Annotated in this window: 13 protein-coding genes; all 13 read left to right on the forward strand. The window is 73.2% G+C overall.

The window, feature by feature from the left end; translation table 11 throughout:
• The first annotated feature begins 67 nt into the window (after positions 1-67).
• Positions 68-2,212, forward strand: a complete 2,145-nt coding sequence (locus WMF27_RS08375) for a GYF domain-containing protein (protein WP_437769442.1) — start codon at positions 68-70, stop codon at positions 2,210-2,212.
• A gap of 97 nt (positions 2,213-2,309) precedes the next feature.
• The gene (locus WMF27_RS08380; RefSeq protein WP_437745126.1) at positions 2,310-2,714 is read left to right on the forward strand and encodes a cobalamin B12-binding domain-containing protein; all 405 of its coding nucleotides are present in this window, start codon (positions 2,310-2,312) and stop codon (positions 2,712-2,714) included.
• 538 nt (positions 2,715-3,252) lie between these two features.
• Positions 3,253-3,711 carry a division/cell wall cluster transcriptional repressor MraZ gene (gene mraZ / locus WMF27_RS08385; RefSeq protein WP_437769441.1) on the forward strand — a complete coding sequence of 153 codons (459 nt, stop codon included), beginning with the start codon at positions 3,253-3,255 and terminating at the stop codon, positions 3,709-3,711.
• On the forward strand, positions 3,708-4,655 hold the full coding sequence (gene rsmH, locus WMF27_RS08390) for a 16S rRNA (cytosine(1402)-N(4))-methyltransferase RsmH (protein WP_437769440.1): 948 nt from the start codon (positions 3,708-3,710) through the stop codon (positions 4,653-4,655). Before mraZ ends, rsmH begins: the two co-directional genes overlap by 4 nt.
• A complete protein-coding gene (locus WMF27_RS08395) occupies positions 4,652-5,005 on the forward strand; it encodes a hypothetical protein (RefSeq protein WP_437769439.1) in 354 nt (117 codons plus the stop codon). The genes rsmH and WMF27_RS08395 overlap by 4 nt, the downstream gene beginning before the upstream one ends.
• Positions 5,002-7,089 carry a penicillin-binding protein gene (locus WMF27_RS08400; protein ID WP_437769438.1) on the forward strand — a complete coding sequence of 696 codons (2,088 nt, stop codon included), beginning with the start codon at positions 5,002-5,004 and terminating at the stop codon, positions 7,087-7,089. The genes WMF27_RS08395 and WMF27_RS08400 overlap by 4 nt, the downstream gene beginning before the upstream one ends.
• Positions 7,086-8,684, forward strand: a complete 1,599-nt coding sequence (locus WMF27_RS08405; protein WP_437769437.1) for a UDP-N-acetylmuramoyl-L-alanyl-D-glutamate--2,6-diaminopimelate ligase — start codon at positions 7,086-7,088, stop codon at positions 8,682-8,684. The genes WMF27_RS08400 and WMF27_RS08405 overlap by 4 nt, the downstream gene beginning before the upstream one ends.
• Positions 8,681-9,811 carry a phospho-N-acetylmuramoyl-pentapeptide-transferase gene (mraY, locus tag WMF27_RS08410; RefSeq protein ID WP_437745131.1) on the forward strand — a complete coding sequence of 377 codons (1,131 nt, stop codon included), beginning with the start codon at positions 8,681-8,683 and terminating at the stop codon, positions 9,809-9,811. Before WMF27_RS08405 ends, mraY begins: the two co-directional genes overlap by 4 nt.
• 4 nt (positions 9,812-9,815) lie before the next feature.
• The gene (murD, locus tag WMF27_RS08415; RefSeq protein ID WP_437769436.1) at positions 9,816-11,186 is read left to right on the forward strand and encodes a UDP-N-acetylmuramoyl-L-alanine--D-glutamate ligase; all 1,371 of its coding nucleotides are present in this window, start codon (positions 9,816-9,818) and stop codon (positions 11,184-11,186) included.
• Positions 11,183-12,508, forward strand: coding sequence for a putative lipid II flippase FtsW (gene ftsW / locus WMF27_RS08420; RefSeq protein ID WP_437769435.1), 1,326 nt, complete (start codon positions 11,183-11,185; stop codon positions 12,506-12,508). The genes murD and ftsW overlap by 4 nt, the downstream gene beginning before the upstream one ends.
• Positions 12,502-13,719 carry an undecaprenyldiphospho-muramoylpentapeptide beta-N-acetylglucosaminyltransferase gene (gene murG, locus WMF27_RS08425; RefSeq protein WP_437769434.1) on the forward strand — a complete coding sequence of 406 codons (1,218 nt, stop codon included), beginning with the start codon at positions 12,502-12,504 and terminating at the stop codon, positions 13,717-13,719. Before ftsW ends, murG begins: the two co-directional genes overlap by 7 nt.
• A complete protein-coding gene (gene murC, locus WMF27_RS08430; RefSeq protein ID WP_437769433.1) occupies positions 13,719-15,128 on the forward strand; it encodes a UDP-N-acetylmuramate--L-alanine ligase in 1,410 nt (469 codons plus the stop codon). Before murG ends, murC begins: the two co-directional genes overlap by 1 nt.
• Positions 15,125-16,141 carry an FtsQ-type POTRA domain-containing protein gene (locus WMF27_RS08435; protein ID WP_437769432.1) on the forward strand — a complete coding sequence of 339 codons (1,017 nt, stop codon included), beginning with the start codon at positions 15,125-15,127 and terminating at the stop codon, positions 16,139-16,141. Before murC ends, WMF27_RS08435 begins: the two co-directional genes overlap by 4 nt.
• The last annotated feature ends 126 nt before the right edge of the window (positions 16,142-16,267 follow it).

The following is a 16,267-nucleotide window of genomic DNA, read 5'->3' on the forward strand; positions in this document are numbered from 1 at the left end:
CTACCCCATGTCGTCTGGGGCCAAGCTGTCGTAGACTGCGCCATTCCACCGGCAGGCGCGTCCTTGGATGAAATTCATCTGCGATAACTGCAAGGCCAAGTACCAGATCGGTGACGAGAAGGTCGCCGGCAAGATGGTGCGGATGCAGTGCCGGCGATGCGGGCACCTCATCCAGGTCAGCGCGAGCGTCACCGAGAGCTCCGTGGCGCGTGCTCTCCCGGTCGAGCCGCCGCGCGAGGCAGGCGACGATGCGCACGTCGCCCCTCCGAGCGACGAGGCGCCGGACGCGGGCGCGGCGAGTCCCTTGAAGCCGCCGCCGGCTTCGTCCCTGGGCCACGGCGCCGCGCCTGCGCCGCCCCGGCCGGCATCCCACGCCTTGCCCCGCCCGGCGGGCGCTCCTCGACCTCCGGTCGCGCCGCGCGCCGTCCCCGGACCGGCGTCGAGCCCGCGTCCGGCGACCGCACCGCAGGCCTCCCCGGCGGCCCGGGCTGTCCAGCCGGCGCCCGCGGCGCCGGCTCGTTCCCCTGGGCCTGCAGCCAGGGCGGCGGAGCCCGCGACGCCGGCGGGGGCCCCCGGCGCGTTCATGCGCGCGATGTCCAATGACCGCCCGCTCGGGAAGGCGCCGGCCGTGCGCGCCACGGCGAGCGAGGACTGGTACGTCGGGGTCGGCGGCGTCCCGCTCGGCCCGGTGCGCCTCTCGGTCATTCGCGACAAGGCGCTCGCCGGCGCGGTGGACGGCGAGTCGCTCGTCTGGCGCGAGGGCTTCGACGAGTGGCTGCCCCTCAAGAACTTCCCGGAGCTGATCGAGATCGTCACGCAGGCTCAGTCCACCCGCCTGTCCCCGCCCGCGCGCCGCATCAGCACCACGGGCTCCTCTGTCGTTCAGCCGCAGGCGTCTCCGTCGGCGAAGGCGCCCTCCTCGTCGAGGGTCCCTGCGCTCGCGGGGGCCGTGCCCGCGCGCCCGGCGACGCGCGAGCCGGAGCCTCCTGGCCTGAACGAGCAGGCCCCGGCGGTCGCCGCCTTCACCGCGGCGGGGACGCCCGCTGTGTCGGCCCCGCTGCCCGCGCCGGTCGCATCGGCTACGTCCGTCGCGTCCGTCGCGCGCGGCACCCCGGTCGCGCCAGCTGCGAGCGCGCCTGCCGCATGGCCGGGCGCGCCGGCAGGCGCCGGGCGGACCCACGCCGCGGGCGCCGCGCCGGTGGAGGTGCTCGCCGATCCCTTCGCGGCCGATCGGACGGCCCCCGTCGCGTTCGCGCCCGGACCCGAGCTGGCCGCGTCCGCCTCGACCGAGCTCGCTCGTGGGGCCGGCGGCCTGGCCGCGGGCGGGTCGCCCTCTGCGGCGGCGCCCGCGGGTGGCCTGGCCGCTGGGGGGGCGCGCTCCGCGACGGCGCCGGCAGGCGGAAGGCTGACCGCGGGGGGCTCGCCCGCCGCGCCGGTCGGGGCCCTCTCCGCCGCGGAGCCCGCACCTCTGGTGGCCACGCCTGGCAGCCTGGTGGAGACGGTCGCACCAAGGCGGCGATCGGGCATGAGCCCGCTCGCATACGCCTTCATCGCCATGGCCGCGGCGTTCGGTGGCGTCTCCGCGTTCGTCCTGCTCTCTCCGAAGCCGCAGCCCGTGCAGGTCGTGACCGCCCCCCCGCCGCAGAGCCATCCGGCCGATTTGCCCACGGCGGCCCCGCCGCCGCCGCCGCCGCCGAGCGTCGAGCCGGACGTGCCTGCACCGGCCGAGGCGGCTTCCGCCCGGCCAGAGGTCGCTTCGACGGGCAAGACGGGCGGCGCCACGAGCCAGCGCCCTCCACCGGACAAGCCGGTCGCTCCATCGGCCTCTGCTCAGCTCGACCGGTCCGGGTTCGGCGCTGGGGTCCCCGGCCCCTCGCCAGGACCGGGCAGCCAGGGGACCAGCGCCAGCTTGAGCCCGCTTTCCCAAGGGGAGATCTCCGGCGTCGTCGAGTCGAACCGCCCCAGCGTCCGCCGCCACTGCTGGCAGCCCGCCCTCGACGCGCGCGCCAGCAACGCGGCCAGCACCGCCAGGGTCTCCGCTTCGGTGGTCATCGCCGCGTCAGGCGCCGTCCAGTCGGTCTCGGCCGGCGGGTCGGAGAAGGATTACCCTGGCCTGTCGAGCTGCATCGCCTCCCGGATCAAGTCCTGGCGGTTCCCTCCTTCCTCGAGTTCCACCCCCGTGACGATTCCGTTCGTCTTCGCCGCGCAGTAAGCCCGCTGCTCAGCGGGGACACACCCCTGCGAGCGAAGGCCGCTCGATCGGGCGCTTCGCTTTACGTCTGCCCAGGCAGGCGGTAATCGACGCGCTCATGGCAGAGCGCAAAGTCCGAATCCTCGTGGCGAAGCCCGGCCTGGACGGCCACGACCGCGGCGCCAAGGTGGTCGCCAGGGCACTCCGCGATGCGGGCTTCGAGGTGGTCTACACGGGCCTGCACCAGACCCCCGACATGATCGCCTCCGCCGCCGTGCAGGAGGACGTCGACGCCGTCGGGCTGTCGATCATGTCCGGAGCGCACAACACCCTCTTCCCCGCGGTTATCGAAGCGCTCCGGAGCCGCGGGGCCGAGGACATCGTGGTGTTCGGTGGGGGCATCATTCCGGACGAGGACATCGCGCGGCTCCAGAACGCCGGCGTGAAGGGCGTCTTCACCCCCGGGACCACCCTGAAGAGCATCGTGGAGTGGATCCAGACCAACGTGACCCCCCACAGCTGACCCGCCGCCGCGGCGCGCCTCCCCACTCTCCCCCACCGCGGCGCGCCTCCCCACTCTCCCCCACCGCGGCGCGCCTCCCCACTCTCCCCCACCGCGCGTCTCCCCCGCCCGGCTCCCCCCCAGCCACAGGCTCGCTGAGCCCGTCCGGTAACCCGGCTACGCACCCGTTCGCCCGGCCGCGAATCGACGTGCCCAGGGCGGCGATCCGTCTTGCTTGCTTTCCGTCTTGCCAGCGTCCGCTCGACGCGTTCCAGCCCACCTCCGAGTGGCTCCCCACTTCCTCCCACGGCCCTGCCCGAGGGCCATTTATCGATAAATCACGCTGTTTTGTGGGGTACGACCTTGAGGGTTTATGTCCTACATAGGTGGCGGATGAGGTCCAGAAATCTCCCAAACTGTTGACACTCGGCACCTCACTCCGTAGCGTGGCGGAGCTTCGTGGGAAGAAGTGGCAGAGAATGTCACGACGCGGCGTGCGCCCGGTGGAGCAACGCGTCGCCAACCCCTCGGCGGGATGGACCAGCCGGAGCTGGGGTCGATGAGCACGATGTTTCGCGGTCACTTCGAGCACGCGATCGACGCGAAGGGGCGCACGAGCCTCCCTTCGCGCTTTCGCGACGTGCTCGCGGCCGCGAACGACCTGCGGATGGTCATCACTCCGGCCCTCTTCGACCCCTGCCTGCACGCGTATCCGATGAAGGCCTGGGAAGAGCTGGAGGCGAAAATTGCAGCACTTCCACAATTCGAGTCGAACGTGGTCGCCTTCCGGCGCCGCTACCTGTCCGCGGCCGTCGAGTGCGACCTTGACAAACAGGGCCGGATCCTCATCCCGCCGTCCCTCCGCGAGCACGCGGGCCTCACGAAGGACGTGCTGTGGGCGGGCATGGGCCAGACGATCGAGCTCTGGTCGCAGGAACGGTGGAAGGCCGCTCAGCAGATGAGCGAGGTCGAGCTTCAGAGCTTCAAGAACGCAATCGCGGAGCAGTTCCGCCTATGAACGTCGTCAATGTAGTCCCCATGCACCTGCCTCCTCCGCCGCCGCGCCCGCGCGGCGAGCAGCACGTCTCCGTCCTCGGCCGCGAGGTGCTCGCCGCGCTCTCGCCGGTCAGCGAGGGCGTCTACGTCGACGCCACGCTCGGCGCCGGCGGCCACACCGCGACGATCCTCGAGACGCCGGGCGCCCGGGTCATCGGGATCGATCGCGACGAGCGCGCCCTCGCCATCGCGCGCGCCCGGCTCGCCCGCGCGGGGGATCGGGTGACCTACGTTCACGGCGAGTTCTCCGAGATCGAGCGGCACCTCGCGGCCCTCGGCGTCCCGCAGGTGGACGGCCTCGTGGCCGACATCGGCGTGAGCTCCATGCAGCTCGACGACCCGGGCCGCGGCATGAGCTTCCGCGCGGAGGGGCCGCTCGACATGCGGATGGACCCGAGCCGCGGCGAGACGGCGCTCGAGCTCATCGAGCGGCTCAGCGACGAGGAGCTCGCGGACCTCATCTATCGCTACGGCGAGGAGCGCCGCAGCCGGAGGGTCGCGCGCTGCATCAAGCAGGCGGCCGACAGCGGCGAGCTCGAGACGACGCTCGACCTGCGGCGCGCCGTGGTGCGCGCCGTCGGGCCGGCGCGCATCGGCGGCGTCGATCCGGCGACGCGCACGTTCCAGGCGCTGCGCATCGCGGTGAACGGTGAGCTCGATCAGCTCGAGGCGCTGCTCGAGGCGGCGCCCAGGATCATCACGCCGGGCGGCGTGCTCGCCGTGATCTCGTTCCATTCGCTGGAGGACCGCATCGTCAAGCGCGCGCTGCGCGAGCCCGAGGTCTGGGAGCCGCTGACGAAGAAGCCGGTGACCGCGGGCGACGACGAGGTCGAAGGCAACCCGAGGGCCCGCAGCGCAAAGCTCCGCGCCGCGCGGCGCGTGGGCGGGGCGGAGGCGCTCGCGTGACGCAGCAGCGTCCGTTCCTCATCCTGTGGACGCTCGCGGTGGCCGCGACGGTGGCGGCCTTCGTCGTGCACCTCGCGCTGCGAGGGCGCACGGTCGACCTGGGCTACAAGCTCGGGCGGGCGCGCGCCGAGCAGGCGCGGCTGCGTGAGGTCAAGCGGGTGCTCTCGCTCGAGGCGGCCAGCTACGAGACGCCGCAGCGCGTGGAGATGGTCGCCCGCTCGCTGCTCGGCATGACGCCGCCCCCGCCCGAGCGCGTGATCCCGGTGCGGGGCTACTCGGCGCCGCCCCGCGAGCGCGAGCCCGAAGGCGAGGCGTCCGGCAGCGCGCCGCCGAGCGGAGGGCAGCCGTGAAGAACCTCGATCCCCGGCGCGCGCGGTGGATCCGCATCCGCATGGGGCTGCTCTGCGGCCTCATGGCGCTCGGCCTGGGCGGCGTCGTGTCCGGCGCCTACCGCATCGAGGTCGAGGACGGGGACGCGTGGTACGACCTCGCCGAGCGGCAGCGCCAGCGGCGGCTCCACATCACGCCGAAGCGCGGCACCATCTACGACCGGAACGGCGCGCCGCTCGCGGAGAGCGTGGAGGTGCCCAGCGTCTCCGTGGACGCGGTCGAGATGCTCCGCGGCATCGAGGAGAAGTACGTCCCGATGCGGATCCAGCAGTACGCCGAGCGCATCGCGCAGGCGCTCTCGCTGCCGGCCGAGGAGGTCGTGGAGAAGCTCAGCCGGCGGCGCCGCTTCGCCTGGCTCAAGCGCCGCATCTCCGAGCAGGAGGTCGAGAACGTCCGCGCGCTCGGGGACAGGACGCAGCGCTACCCGGTGCGCGGGCTCGTGATCGAGGGCGAGGGGCGCCGCTTCTACCCGAACCGCGAGCTCGCCGGGCCGCTGCTCGGCTTCGTCGCCACCGACGGCGAGGGCAAGGAGGGGATCGAGCTCAGCCTGGAGCACGAGCTCCGCGGCAACGCGTCCGAGGTGCGCGGGCTCCGCGATCGCTCGGGCCGGCTCATCTTCTCGGAGGGGATCGAGGACGAGCAGGCGCTCGCCGGGCACAACGTCCACCTGACGATCGACAAGGGCATCCAGTTCACCGCCGAGCGCGAGCTCGAGGCGGCGATGAAGACCTACGAGGCGCTCGGCGGATCGATCGTGGTCGTCGATCCGGAGAGCGGCGAGATCCTCGCCATGGCGAGCGCTCCGGGCTTCAACCCGAACGACTACTCGCAGAGCGATCCGGGGTCCCGGCGCAACCGCTGCGTGATCGATCGCTTCGAGCCCGGCTCCACGATGAAGATGTTCGCCATCGCGAGCGCGATCGCGGCGAAGAGCGTCTCCCCCAGCGCGACCATCTACTGCGAGGAGGGGAACATGGCGATCGACAACGTCGTGATCCACGACACGCACATTCACAAGTGGCTGACGGTGCCGCAGATCCTCGCCCAGTCGTCCAACATCGGCACGGCGAAGATCGCGCTCGGGCTCGGCGAGCAGCGGCTCTACGAGGGCTTCCGGCGGTTCGGCTTCGGGGACCTGACCGGCGTGCCGCTGCCGGGCGAGTCCGTGGGCGTGCTGCGGCCGCGCGGCCGCCCGTGGGTCCAGGTCGAGACGGCGGCGGCCTCGTTCGGGCAGGGGATCAGCGTCACCACGCTCCAGCTCGCGATGGCCTCGGCGGCGATCGCCAACCACGGGCGGCTGCTCGAGCCGATCCTGATCAAGCGGGTCACCGACGGCACGGGCGTCACGCTCTCGGAGCCGTCGCCGCGCGTGCGCCGCGACGCGGTGCCGGCGCCGATCGCGCGGATGATGTCGGAGATGCTCGTCGCGGTGACGGAGGGGAACGGGACCGGCGTCGAGGCCGCGATCCCGGGGTTCCGCGTCGCGGGGAAGACGGCCACCGCGCAGAAGATCGATCCCGCGACGGGCAAGTACACCGACACCCACTACGTGGCGTCGTTCGTCGGGTTCGTACCGGCCGAGCGGCCTCGGATCGCCATCGCGGTGGTGCTCGATGAGCCGATGGGCGGCACGTACGCCGGCGGCTCGGTCGCGGCGCCCGTCTTCCGTCGGGTCGGTGAGATGGCGCTGCGCTACCTGGGCGTTACCCCGCGCGGGAGCGTGCCGATGAAGCTGTCGGAGATCAGCGAGCAGTCCGGGGAGGACCTCGCGGCGAGCACCTATCAGGTGCTGAGCGAGGCGCGCGCCGCGGCCGCGCCGATCTCGACGGCGGTGGTCACGCCGTCCGCGCCGCTCAAGTCGGGGGAGCTGCGTGTCCCCGATCTGACGGGGCTGCCGCAGCGCGAGGCCGTGAAGAGCGCCGCCGCGCTCGGGCTCGATCCGAGCGTCGAGGGAACGGGGCGGCTCGCGCGCCAGGAGCCTCCGCCCGGGACCGTGCTGCCCAAGGGATCGCCCCTGAAGCTCATCTTCGAGCCCCCCACATGACGGAGCACGCTCACAAGGAAGCCAGCCTGGCCGAGCACGCGCTCCGCCTCGGCGACGTGCTGCGCGAGATCCCGGGCGCCGCGCTCGCGCCGGCGGGCGCCGCGGACATGGTCGTGACGGGCGTGCACCTCGACTCGCGCAAGGTGGGGCAGGGGGACATCTTCGTCGCGCGCGCGGGCGCGCGCGCTCACGGCGAGCGCTTCATCCCCGAGGCCGTGGCGCGCGGCGCGCGGGCGGTGATCGTCGCCCGCGGGAGCGCGGCCGACACGCTCGGCGCCGCGCGCGTCGAGGTCCCCGACGTGCCGCTCGCGCTCGCCCAGGCCGCCGCCGTGGTCTACGGACACCCGACCTTCACGCTCGAGGTCATCGGCATCACCGGTACGAACGGCAAGACGACGACGGCCCACCTCGTCCAGGCCTGCATCGATCGGTGCGGCGGCCAGGCCGGGATCGTCGGGACGCTCGGCTACCGCTTCGGCGATCTCGATGTCCACGCCTCGCACACGAGCCCCGAGGCGGACGAGCTCGCCCGCGTCGCCGCCGCGATGGTCGCCCGCGGCGCGACGCACCTCGTGATGGAGGTGTCATCGATCGCGCTCGCGGCGAAGCGCGTCGACGCGGTCCGGTTCCGGATCGCCGTCTTCACGAACCTCACGCAGGATCACCTCGACTACCACGGCACGATGGCGGCGTACGCGGCGGCCAAGGCGCGCCTGTTCGTGGATCTCGGCCCCGGCGCCGCGGTCATCAACGTCGACGATCCCTTCGGGCGGCAGCTCGTCGAGATGCTCGCCCCCGGCGGGCTCTCGCGCCCGACCGCGGCGACGCTCGTGCGCTTCTCGGCGGAGGTGGGCGCGGGCCCGGACACCGCGGAGATCGCCCCCGTCGAGCTCGCCCACGGCGCGAGCGGCACGTTCATCCGCGCCCGCACGCCCGCCGGCGAGGTCACCATCCGCTCCCACCTGCTCGGCGCGCACAACGCGTCGAACCTGCTCGCCGCCCTCGCCGTGGCCTACCTGCTCGGGTTCGACGTCGGTGACGCCGCCGCGGCGCTCTCGTCTCCCATCCAGGTCGCGGGCCGCCTGGAGCGCTGCGACACCCCCGGCGCCGACGATGTGATCGTGCTCGTCGACTACGCGCACACGCCGGACGCGCTGGCCCGCGTGCTCGCGAGCGTGCGTGCCCTCGGCGGCGGGCGCGTCCTCTGCGTCTTCGGGTGCGGCGGCGACCGCGATCCGCTGAAGCGGCCGCAGATGGGCGAGGCGGTCGGCCGCGCCGCCGACGTCGCCATCGTCACCAACGACAACCCGCGGAGCGAGGACCCGCGCGCGATCGCCGACGCCATCCTGCCGGGGCTCGCCGTCGGGCGCGCGCGCGTCGTCGTCGAGCTCGATCGGGCGCGCGCGATCGAGCGCGCGGTGCTCGACGCCGAGCCGGCGGACGTGGTCCTCATCGCCGGCAAGGGCCACGAGCCGTACCAGATCATCGGCGGCGTCACGCTGCCGTTCGACGATCGCGACGAGGCGCGGCGCGCGCTCGCCGCGCGCCGCGCGCGCGCCCTCGGCGAGCGGCCGCCCCACGGAGGTGCGGGGTGATCTACGAGCTCTTCTACCCGCTCAAGTTCCACTACGGCTGGCTGAGCTGGCTCAACGTCCTCCGCTACATCCCGTTCCGCACGATCATGGCGACGATCACCGCCATGGTGCTGACGTTCGTGCTCGCGCCGTGGTTCATCCGCGAGCTCCGGCGCAAGCAGATCGGGCAGGTGGTCCGCGCCGAGGGGCCGGAGACGCACAAGATCAAGGCGGGCACGCCGACGATGGGCGGCGCGCTCATCCTGCTCTCCCTGCTGCTCCCCACCGTGCTGTGGGCCGACCTCAGGAACCCCTTCGTCCTCGCGACGACGGCCGTCACCGCGGGCTACGGCGTCATCGGCTACCTGGACGACTTCCTCAAGATCAAGCGGCGGAGCAGCGGGGGCCTGCCCGGGCGCTACAAGCTCATCGGCCAGGTGCTGATCGGCGGCGCGGCCGTGGCCTACACGTTCCTGCTCGCGTCCAAGCTCCCGCCGGACTGGGCGGAGATCAGGACGCGGCTCGCGATCCCGTTCGTCGCGTTCTCGAAGTACCCGATCGAGCTGCCGCTCTACGTCTACATCCCGTTCGCCGTCTTCGTCGTGGTCGCCACGTCGAACGCCGTGAACCTCACCGACGGCCTCGACGGCCTCGCGATCGGCCCGGTGATCATCAACGCGGGGACCTACCTCATCCTCGCGTACATCGTCGGCGCCTCCATCGCGAGCTTCTCGCTCGCGGCCTACCTCGACATCCCGGCGATCGCGTCGGCCGGCGAGCTGTCGGTGTACTGCGGCTCGGTCATCGGCGCGGGGATCGGGTTCCTCTGGTACAACACGTACCCCGCCCAGGTCTTCATGGGGGACGTCGGGTCGCTCGCCCTCGGAGGCGGGCTCGGGATGCTCGCCGTCTTCACCAAGAACGAGCTCCTGTCGATCATCCTCGGGGGGATCTTCTTCATCGAGACGGTCAGCGTCATCACGCAGGTCCTCTCGTTCAAGCTCACCGGCAAGCGCGTCTTCTTGATGGCGCCGATCCACCACCACTACGAGAAGAAGGGGTGGGCGGAGCCCAAGATCATCGTCCGCTTCTGGATCATCTCCATCCTCCTGGCGCTGGTGTCCCTGGCGTCGATGAAGCTGCGGTGAGGGCATGATGGACGTCCGCGGGCGAACAGTGATCGTCGTGGGTCTCGGCCGGAGCGGCGTCGCGGCGGCGCGCCTGCTGAACGCGCGCGGCGCGCGCGTGATCGCGAACGACGGCGCGCCGCGCGAGCGGCTCTCCGCCGCGGCGGCGGCCCTCGAGGGCGAGGGCGTCGTCCTCGCGCCGGGAGGGCACGATCCGGCGCTGTTCGACGGCGCCGACCTCGTGGTCGTCTCGCCGGGCGTGCCGTCGTTTCCTGCGCTCGACGCCGTCGCTCGCTCCGGGCGCGAGGTCATCGGCGAGCTCGAGCTCGCGTCGCGCTTCGCGTCGGCGCCCGTCGTGCTCGTCGGCGGGACCAACGGAAAGAGCACGACGACGGCGCTCACGGGCGCGATGCTCGAGCGGGCCGGCCTCCGCACGTTCGTCGGCGGCAACTTCGGGACCCCCCTCGCCGAGGTCGTCGACGAGACGTGGGACGTCCTCGTCCTCGAGATCTCGAGCTTCCAGGCGGAGCGCGTGCCGACGCTGCACGCGCGCGCCCACGCGCTGCTGAACATCACGGACGATCACCTCGACCGCTACGCGAGCTTCGCGGCGTACGCCGACGCGAAGGGCAACCCGTTCGAGCGCATGACGCCCGACGACGTCGCGGTCGTCCCCTTCGGCGACGAGCTCGTCGCCCGCCAGGCGGCGCGCGGGCGCGCCCGCGTCGTGACGTTCAGCGCGCGCGACGCCCGCGCGGACGTGAGCGCCGCGGGGGACGCGATCGTCGATCGCGCCGCCGGCGCCCGCTACCCGCTGGCTCGCGTGCGGCTCGCGGGCGCGCACAACCTCGCGAACGCCTGCGCCTCCGTCGCGCTCGCCGCCGCGCTCGGCGCCCCCGCGGCGGCGATAGGCGACGCGCTCTCCAGCTTCGAGGGGCTCGCGCACCGGACCGCGCTCGTCGCGGACGTCGACGGGGTCCGGTATTACGACGACTCGAAGGGGACCAACGTCGGCGCCTCCGTCGCCGCGCTCTCCGGCCTGCTCGAGGCGAAGGCCGTCCTGATCGCGGGCGGGCGCGACAAGCTCGGCGACTACGCCCCGCTCGTGTCCGCGCTGCGCGAGCGGGGGCGCGCCCTCGTCGTCCTCGGCGAGGCCGCGGACCGCATCGCCGCCGCGGCCGCCGGCGTCCTGCCGATCGTGCGGGCGGGCTCGATGGCGGAGGCGGTCCTCGCCGCGCGCTCCCTCGCCCGGCCGGGCGACGCGGTGCTGCTCAGCCCCGCGTGCTCCAGCTTCGATATGTTCCGCGACTACAAGGACCGCGGCGACACCTTCGTCCGCGCGGTCCGCGAGCTCCAGGGAGCTCGCGGCGGGGCCGCTGGGGAGGTGGCGTCGTGACGTCGTGGAGCAACGCGTTCGGCGCGCGCGCCGACGCGCCCAAGAACCGGCACGTCGGTCCCCCCGACCAGGAGAAGGCGGCGCCGGGCGGGATCGCGGCGGCCGCCGAGGCCTTCTGGAAGGTGCGATCGAGCCCGTCGGGGCCGGTCGACGCCCTCCTCGCGGCCGTCGTCACGGCGCTCATCGGCTTCGGCGTGGTGATGGTCTACAGCGCCAGCGCCGTCGAGGCGACGGTCCGCTACAAGGACGCGCAGTTCTTCCTCAAGCGTCAGGCGGTCTACGCGGTCCTCTCGATCGCCACGATGTGGATCACGAGCCGCATCGATCACCGCCGGCTCAAGGTCCTCACGTACCCGGTGCTCATCACCGTCACCGGGATGCTCGTCGCCTGCGTGGCGGGGCTCGGCCACAGGGCCGGCAACGCTTACCGCTGGATCTCGCTCGGCCCTGTCCACGTGCAGCCGGCCGAGGTGGCGAAGCTCGGGATCGTGCTCTGGCTCGCCTACTCGCTGTCGAAGAAGGCAGAGCGCATCAAGTCGTTCTCGGTCGGCTTCCTCCCGCACCTCCTCGTCGTCGGGCTCTTGATGCTCCTCTGCCTCAAGCAGCCCGACTTCGGCAGCGCGGTCGTGCTGCTCTTCCTGACCTTCACGCTGCTGTTCGTGGCGGGCGCGCGCGTCCCGTACATCGCCGCGTTCTCCATGCTGCTGGCGCTCGCCGGCGCCGCGCTCGTTCGCTTCAGCGGGTACCGCTACGCGCGCTACCTCGCGTGGATCGACATGGACAACAACCGCGCGGACCTCGCCTACCAGCCGTTCCAGTCGGTCATGAGCTTCGGCTCGGGCGGGCTCTTCGGCCTCGGCCTCGGGCGAGGGCTGCAGGTGCTCTACCTGCCGGAGGCGCACACCGATTTCGTGTCCGCGATCGTCGGCGAAGAGCTCGGCTTCGTCGGCATCGTCGGCCTGTGCGCGGCCTACCTCGTCATCGTCTCGCGGGGCGTGAAGATCGCCCTCGAGGCGGCCGACGACTACGGCAGCTTCATGGCGTTCGGCATCGCGACGCTCTTCGGGGTGCAGGCGATGACGAACCTCGCCGTCGCGATGGCGATCCTCCCCACGAAGGGGCTCACGCTGCCGTTCCTCAGCTATGGCGGCTCCTCGTTGCTCGTGAACGCCGCGGCCGCGGGCATCCTGCTCAGCATCAGCCGATCGCGGACCGTCGTGGCCCCCGAGAGGCGCGGCGAGGCGGGCGCTTCACCCGTCCCGCACGCGCCGAGCGCGTCGGCCGTGGTCGCCGCGTCGGCCGAGGAGGGCGGCGCATGGTGACCGTGCTCATCGCCGGAGGCGGCACCGGCGGCCACGTCTTCCCGATGATCGCCGTGGGCGACGCCGTCCGCGCCGCGGCGCGCGACGAAGAAGCGCGCGTCGTGTACGTCGGCACCGCGCGCGGCATCGAGGTGCGCGTGATGGGCGAGCGCGGCGACAACCTCGAGCTGCTCCACGTCCTGCCGCTCCGCGGGGGCGGCCTCTCGGGCTTCGTGCGCGGCGCTGCCCGCGCGGGCAGCGTCCTCCCGGAGGCGAGGCGGCTCGTCGAGCGGCTCGACGCCCGCGTGGCGCTCTCGCTCGGCGGGTACGCCGGCGGACCGGTCTCGCTCGCGGCCCGCTCGCTCGGCGTTCCGGTCGCGATCCTGGAGCCGAACAGCGTCCTCGGGCTGTCGAACCGGCTGCTCGCGCCGATCGTCGATCGCGCGTACGTCGCCTTCCCGGAGACGGCGCGCGCGCTGCGCCCGAGCACCGTGCGCCTCTTCGGCGTCCCCCTCCGGCGCGCCTTCGCCCGCGCCCCGTACGCGCCGCGCGAGGGCGCGCTCCGCCTGCTGGTCCTCGGCGGCAGCCAGGGCGCGCTCGCGCTGAACGACGTCGTCCCTCGCGCGATCGCGCGAGGCCGCGATCGGGGCGTCGACCTCGAGGTGGTGCACCAGACGGGCAGGGATCGCGAGGCCGCGGTCCGGTCGCTCTACGCCGAGCTCGGCTTGCCAGGGCGCGCGCGCGTCGTCCCGTTCATCGACGACGTGGCGGAGGCGCTCGCCGCGGCTGACGTCGTGATCGCCCGCGCGGGCGCGTCGACGCTCGCCGAGCTCTGCGCTGTCGGGCGCCCTTCAATCCTGATTCCGTACCCGTTCGCGGCCGACGACCACCAGCTGAGGAACGCGCAATCCCTCGAGCGGGCCTCCGCCGCGGTGGCGATCGCCCAGGGCGACGCCACCGAGCTGCGCCTCGCCGACGAGATCGCCCGGCTCGCGGCCGCGCCGGCGCTCCGGGCCCGCATGGCGGACGCGGCGGCGGCCTTCGCCACGCGGGACGCCGCGGCGCGCGTCGCCGCCGATCTGCTCGATCTCGCGCGGGCTCCGCGCCACCGCGCGCTGCGCTTTCCCACCCTCGGCGGCCGCGCGGCGCGCGCTGGCGAGGCGCAGCGCGGCGCCGTGACGAACCACGCCGCGCCGCTCGGCGCTGGCCTCGGCTGGGAGGAGGCAGGTTGATGTTCCGCGGTCGCGTTCGCCACGTCCATTTCGTCGGCATCGGGGGCGTCGGGATGAGCGGCCTCGCCGAGATTTTGCGCTCGCTCGAGTTCGAGGTCTCCGGCTCGGATCTCAAGGAGAGCTCGACGACGCGGCGGCTCACGTCGCTCGGCGTCCGGATCGACATCGGCCACCGCGCCGAGAACGTCCGCGGCGTCGATGTCGTCGTGTACTCGAGCGCCATCCGCCCCGAGAACCCCGAGCTCACCGAGGCGCGCGCGCTCGGCACCCCGGTGATCGGGCGCGCGGAGATGCTCGCCGAGCTGATGCGCGTGAAGTACGGCGTCGCGATCGCGGGCTCGCACGGCAAGACCACCACGACCTCCCTCGTCGCCACGGTCCTGCGCGCCGCCGGCCTCGATCCCACCGTCGTCGTCGGCGGCAAGATGGCGGCGCTCGGCACGAACGCGCGGCTCGGCGCCGGTGACCTGCTCGTCGCCGAGGCCGACGAGAGCGACGGATCGTTCCTGCGGCTCACCCCGACGATCGCGGTGGTCACCAACATCGACCCCGAGCACCTCGATCACTACGGCACGCACGAGCGCATCAAGGACGCCTTCGTCGAGTTCGCCGCGCGCGTCCCGTTCTACGGGCTCGCCGTGCTCTGCCTCGACCACCCGCACGTCCAGGATCTGCTCCCGCGCATCCCGCGCCGCCACGTCACGTACGGCGTCTCGCCGCAGTCGGACTACTCGGCGCGCGGCATCCAGTTCCGCGGCCTCGAGACGAGCTTCAACGCGTACCGCCGGGGGGAGCCGCTCGGCGGCTTCACGGTGAAGATGCCGGGCGCGCACAACGTCCTCAACTGCCTCGCCACCATCGCGGTCGCGGACGAGCTCGAGGTGCCGCTCGACGTCACCAAGCAGGCGCTGGCCACGTTCGGCGGCGTCGCTCGCCGCTTCTCCGTCGTCGGGTCGATCGGCGGCGTCACGATGATCGACGACTACGGCCACCACCCGGCCGAGATCCGCGCCACCATCGACGCGGCCCGCCGGGCGTTCCCCGGCGAGGATCACCGCGTCGTCGTGGCCTTCCAGCCGCACCGGCACACCCGCACGCGCGATCTCTTCGACGAGTTCACGCGCGCCTTCAACCAGGCCGACGTCCTGCTCGTCACGGACATCTACGCCGCGGGCGAGCCGCCGATCCCCGGCGTGACCGCCGAGCGCCTCGTCCAGTCGATCCGGGAGCACGGCCACCACGACGCGCGCTTCATCGCCGACAAGGCCGACCTCCCGGAGGCCCTCGAGAAGATCGCCCGGCCCGGCGACGTGGTCATCGCGCTCGGCGCGGGCGACGTGAACGCGTGCGTGCGGGGGCTCAAGGCGCGGCTCGAGGCGAAGTCGCCGCCGCAGGAGGGCAGCTCGTGACCGAGCGTCCCAGCGCGCCACCGCCGAACCGCCGCCGCTCGCTGCCGTCGGTGCCCGCGGCCCCGCCGGTCCGGGCGGCCTCGCGCGGCTCGAAGCCCGAGCCCGTGGCTGCGGTGCCGCCGAAGAACGAGCGCGTGCGCGCGTCGACCCCGCCGTCGCACGAGTCTCCGGCCCCGCCCGCGACGAGCGTGTCCGTGCGCCCGCCGCGCCCGTCGGCGAAGGACGGCGCGCCCCCGGCGGCGCGCCCTCGGCGGCCGATCGCGCGCCACCTCCGCGCCCTGCAGCTGCTCGCGGGCGCCGCCGTCGTGCTCGTCGCCTCGACCGCCGTCGCGTGGGGCGCGCGCCGCTACATCGTGTCGAGCCCTCGCTTCGCCGTGCGCACGGTGCTCGTCGACGGCGTCCAGCGCCGGACCGCCGAGCAGGTGGCCAGCTCCGGCGGCATCGAGGTGGGCAAGAACATCTTCACGCTCGATCTCGAGCTCGCCGGCGCCTCGATCGCCACCGACCCCTGGATCGAGAAGGCGACGGTCACGCGCAGGCTCCCCGCGACGATCCACGTCGACATCGTCGAGCGGGAGGCGCAGGCCCTGGTCGCGATCGGCGGCGATCTCTACCTCGCGACGCGCGACGGCGAGCTCTTCAAGGAGCTCGCCGGCGACGACCCCGTCGACCTCCCGATCGTCACCGGGATCACCGGCGAACAGGTGGCGCGGGATCGCCCCGGCGTCGTCATCGCGGTCCGGCGCCTGCTCGACGTGGTCGAGGACATGGAGCGCGCCGGCGTCGCGCGCCGCTATCCGATCCAGGAGCTCCACGTCGAGCGGGACGGGTCGATCGTCGTCACCATCGGAAAGGAGGCGATCTCGCTCCACCTCGGGCAGCCGCCCTACCGGGACAAGGCCGCCCAGGCGTCGCGGGTGCTCGCCGAGCTCGCCCAGCGAAAGGCGAACGCGTCGGTCATCTTCCTCGACAACGACGCGCACCCCGAGCGTGTCGTGGTGAGGATGAGATGAGCGCCGTCGGGCCCGCGCTCCGCGCCGGCGATCGCCGAGCAAAATTTGGCCGGTGCTGCTGGCTCATGGCAGCGTCGTGCCCGCCTTACACGCGCATGGGGCTCGTCCCCGCATGAGGTGGTGCAC

This window comes from Sorangium sp. So ce281 (genome assembly GCF_051527395.1).
Classification (GTDB): Bacteria; Myxococcota_A; Polyangia; order Polyangiales; family Polyangiaceae; genus Sorangium; species Sorangium cellulosum_B.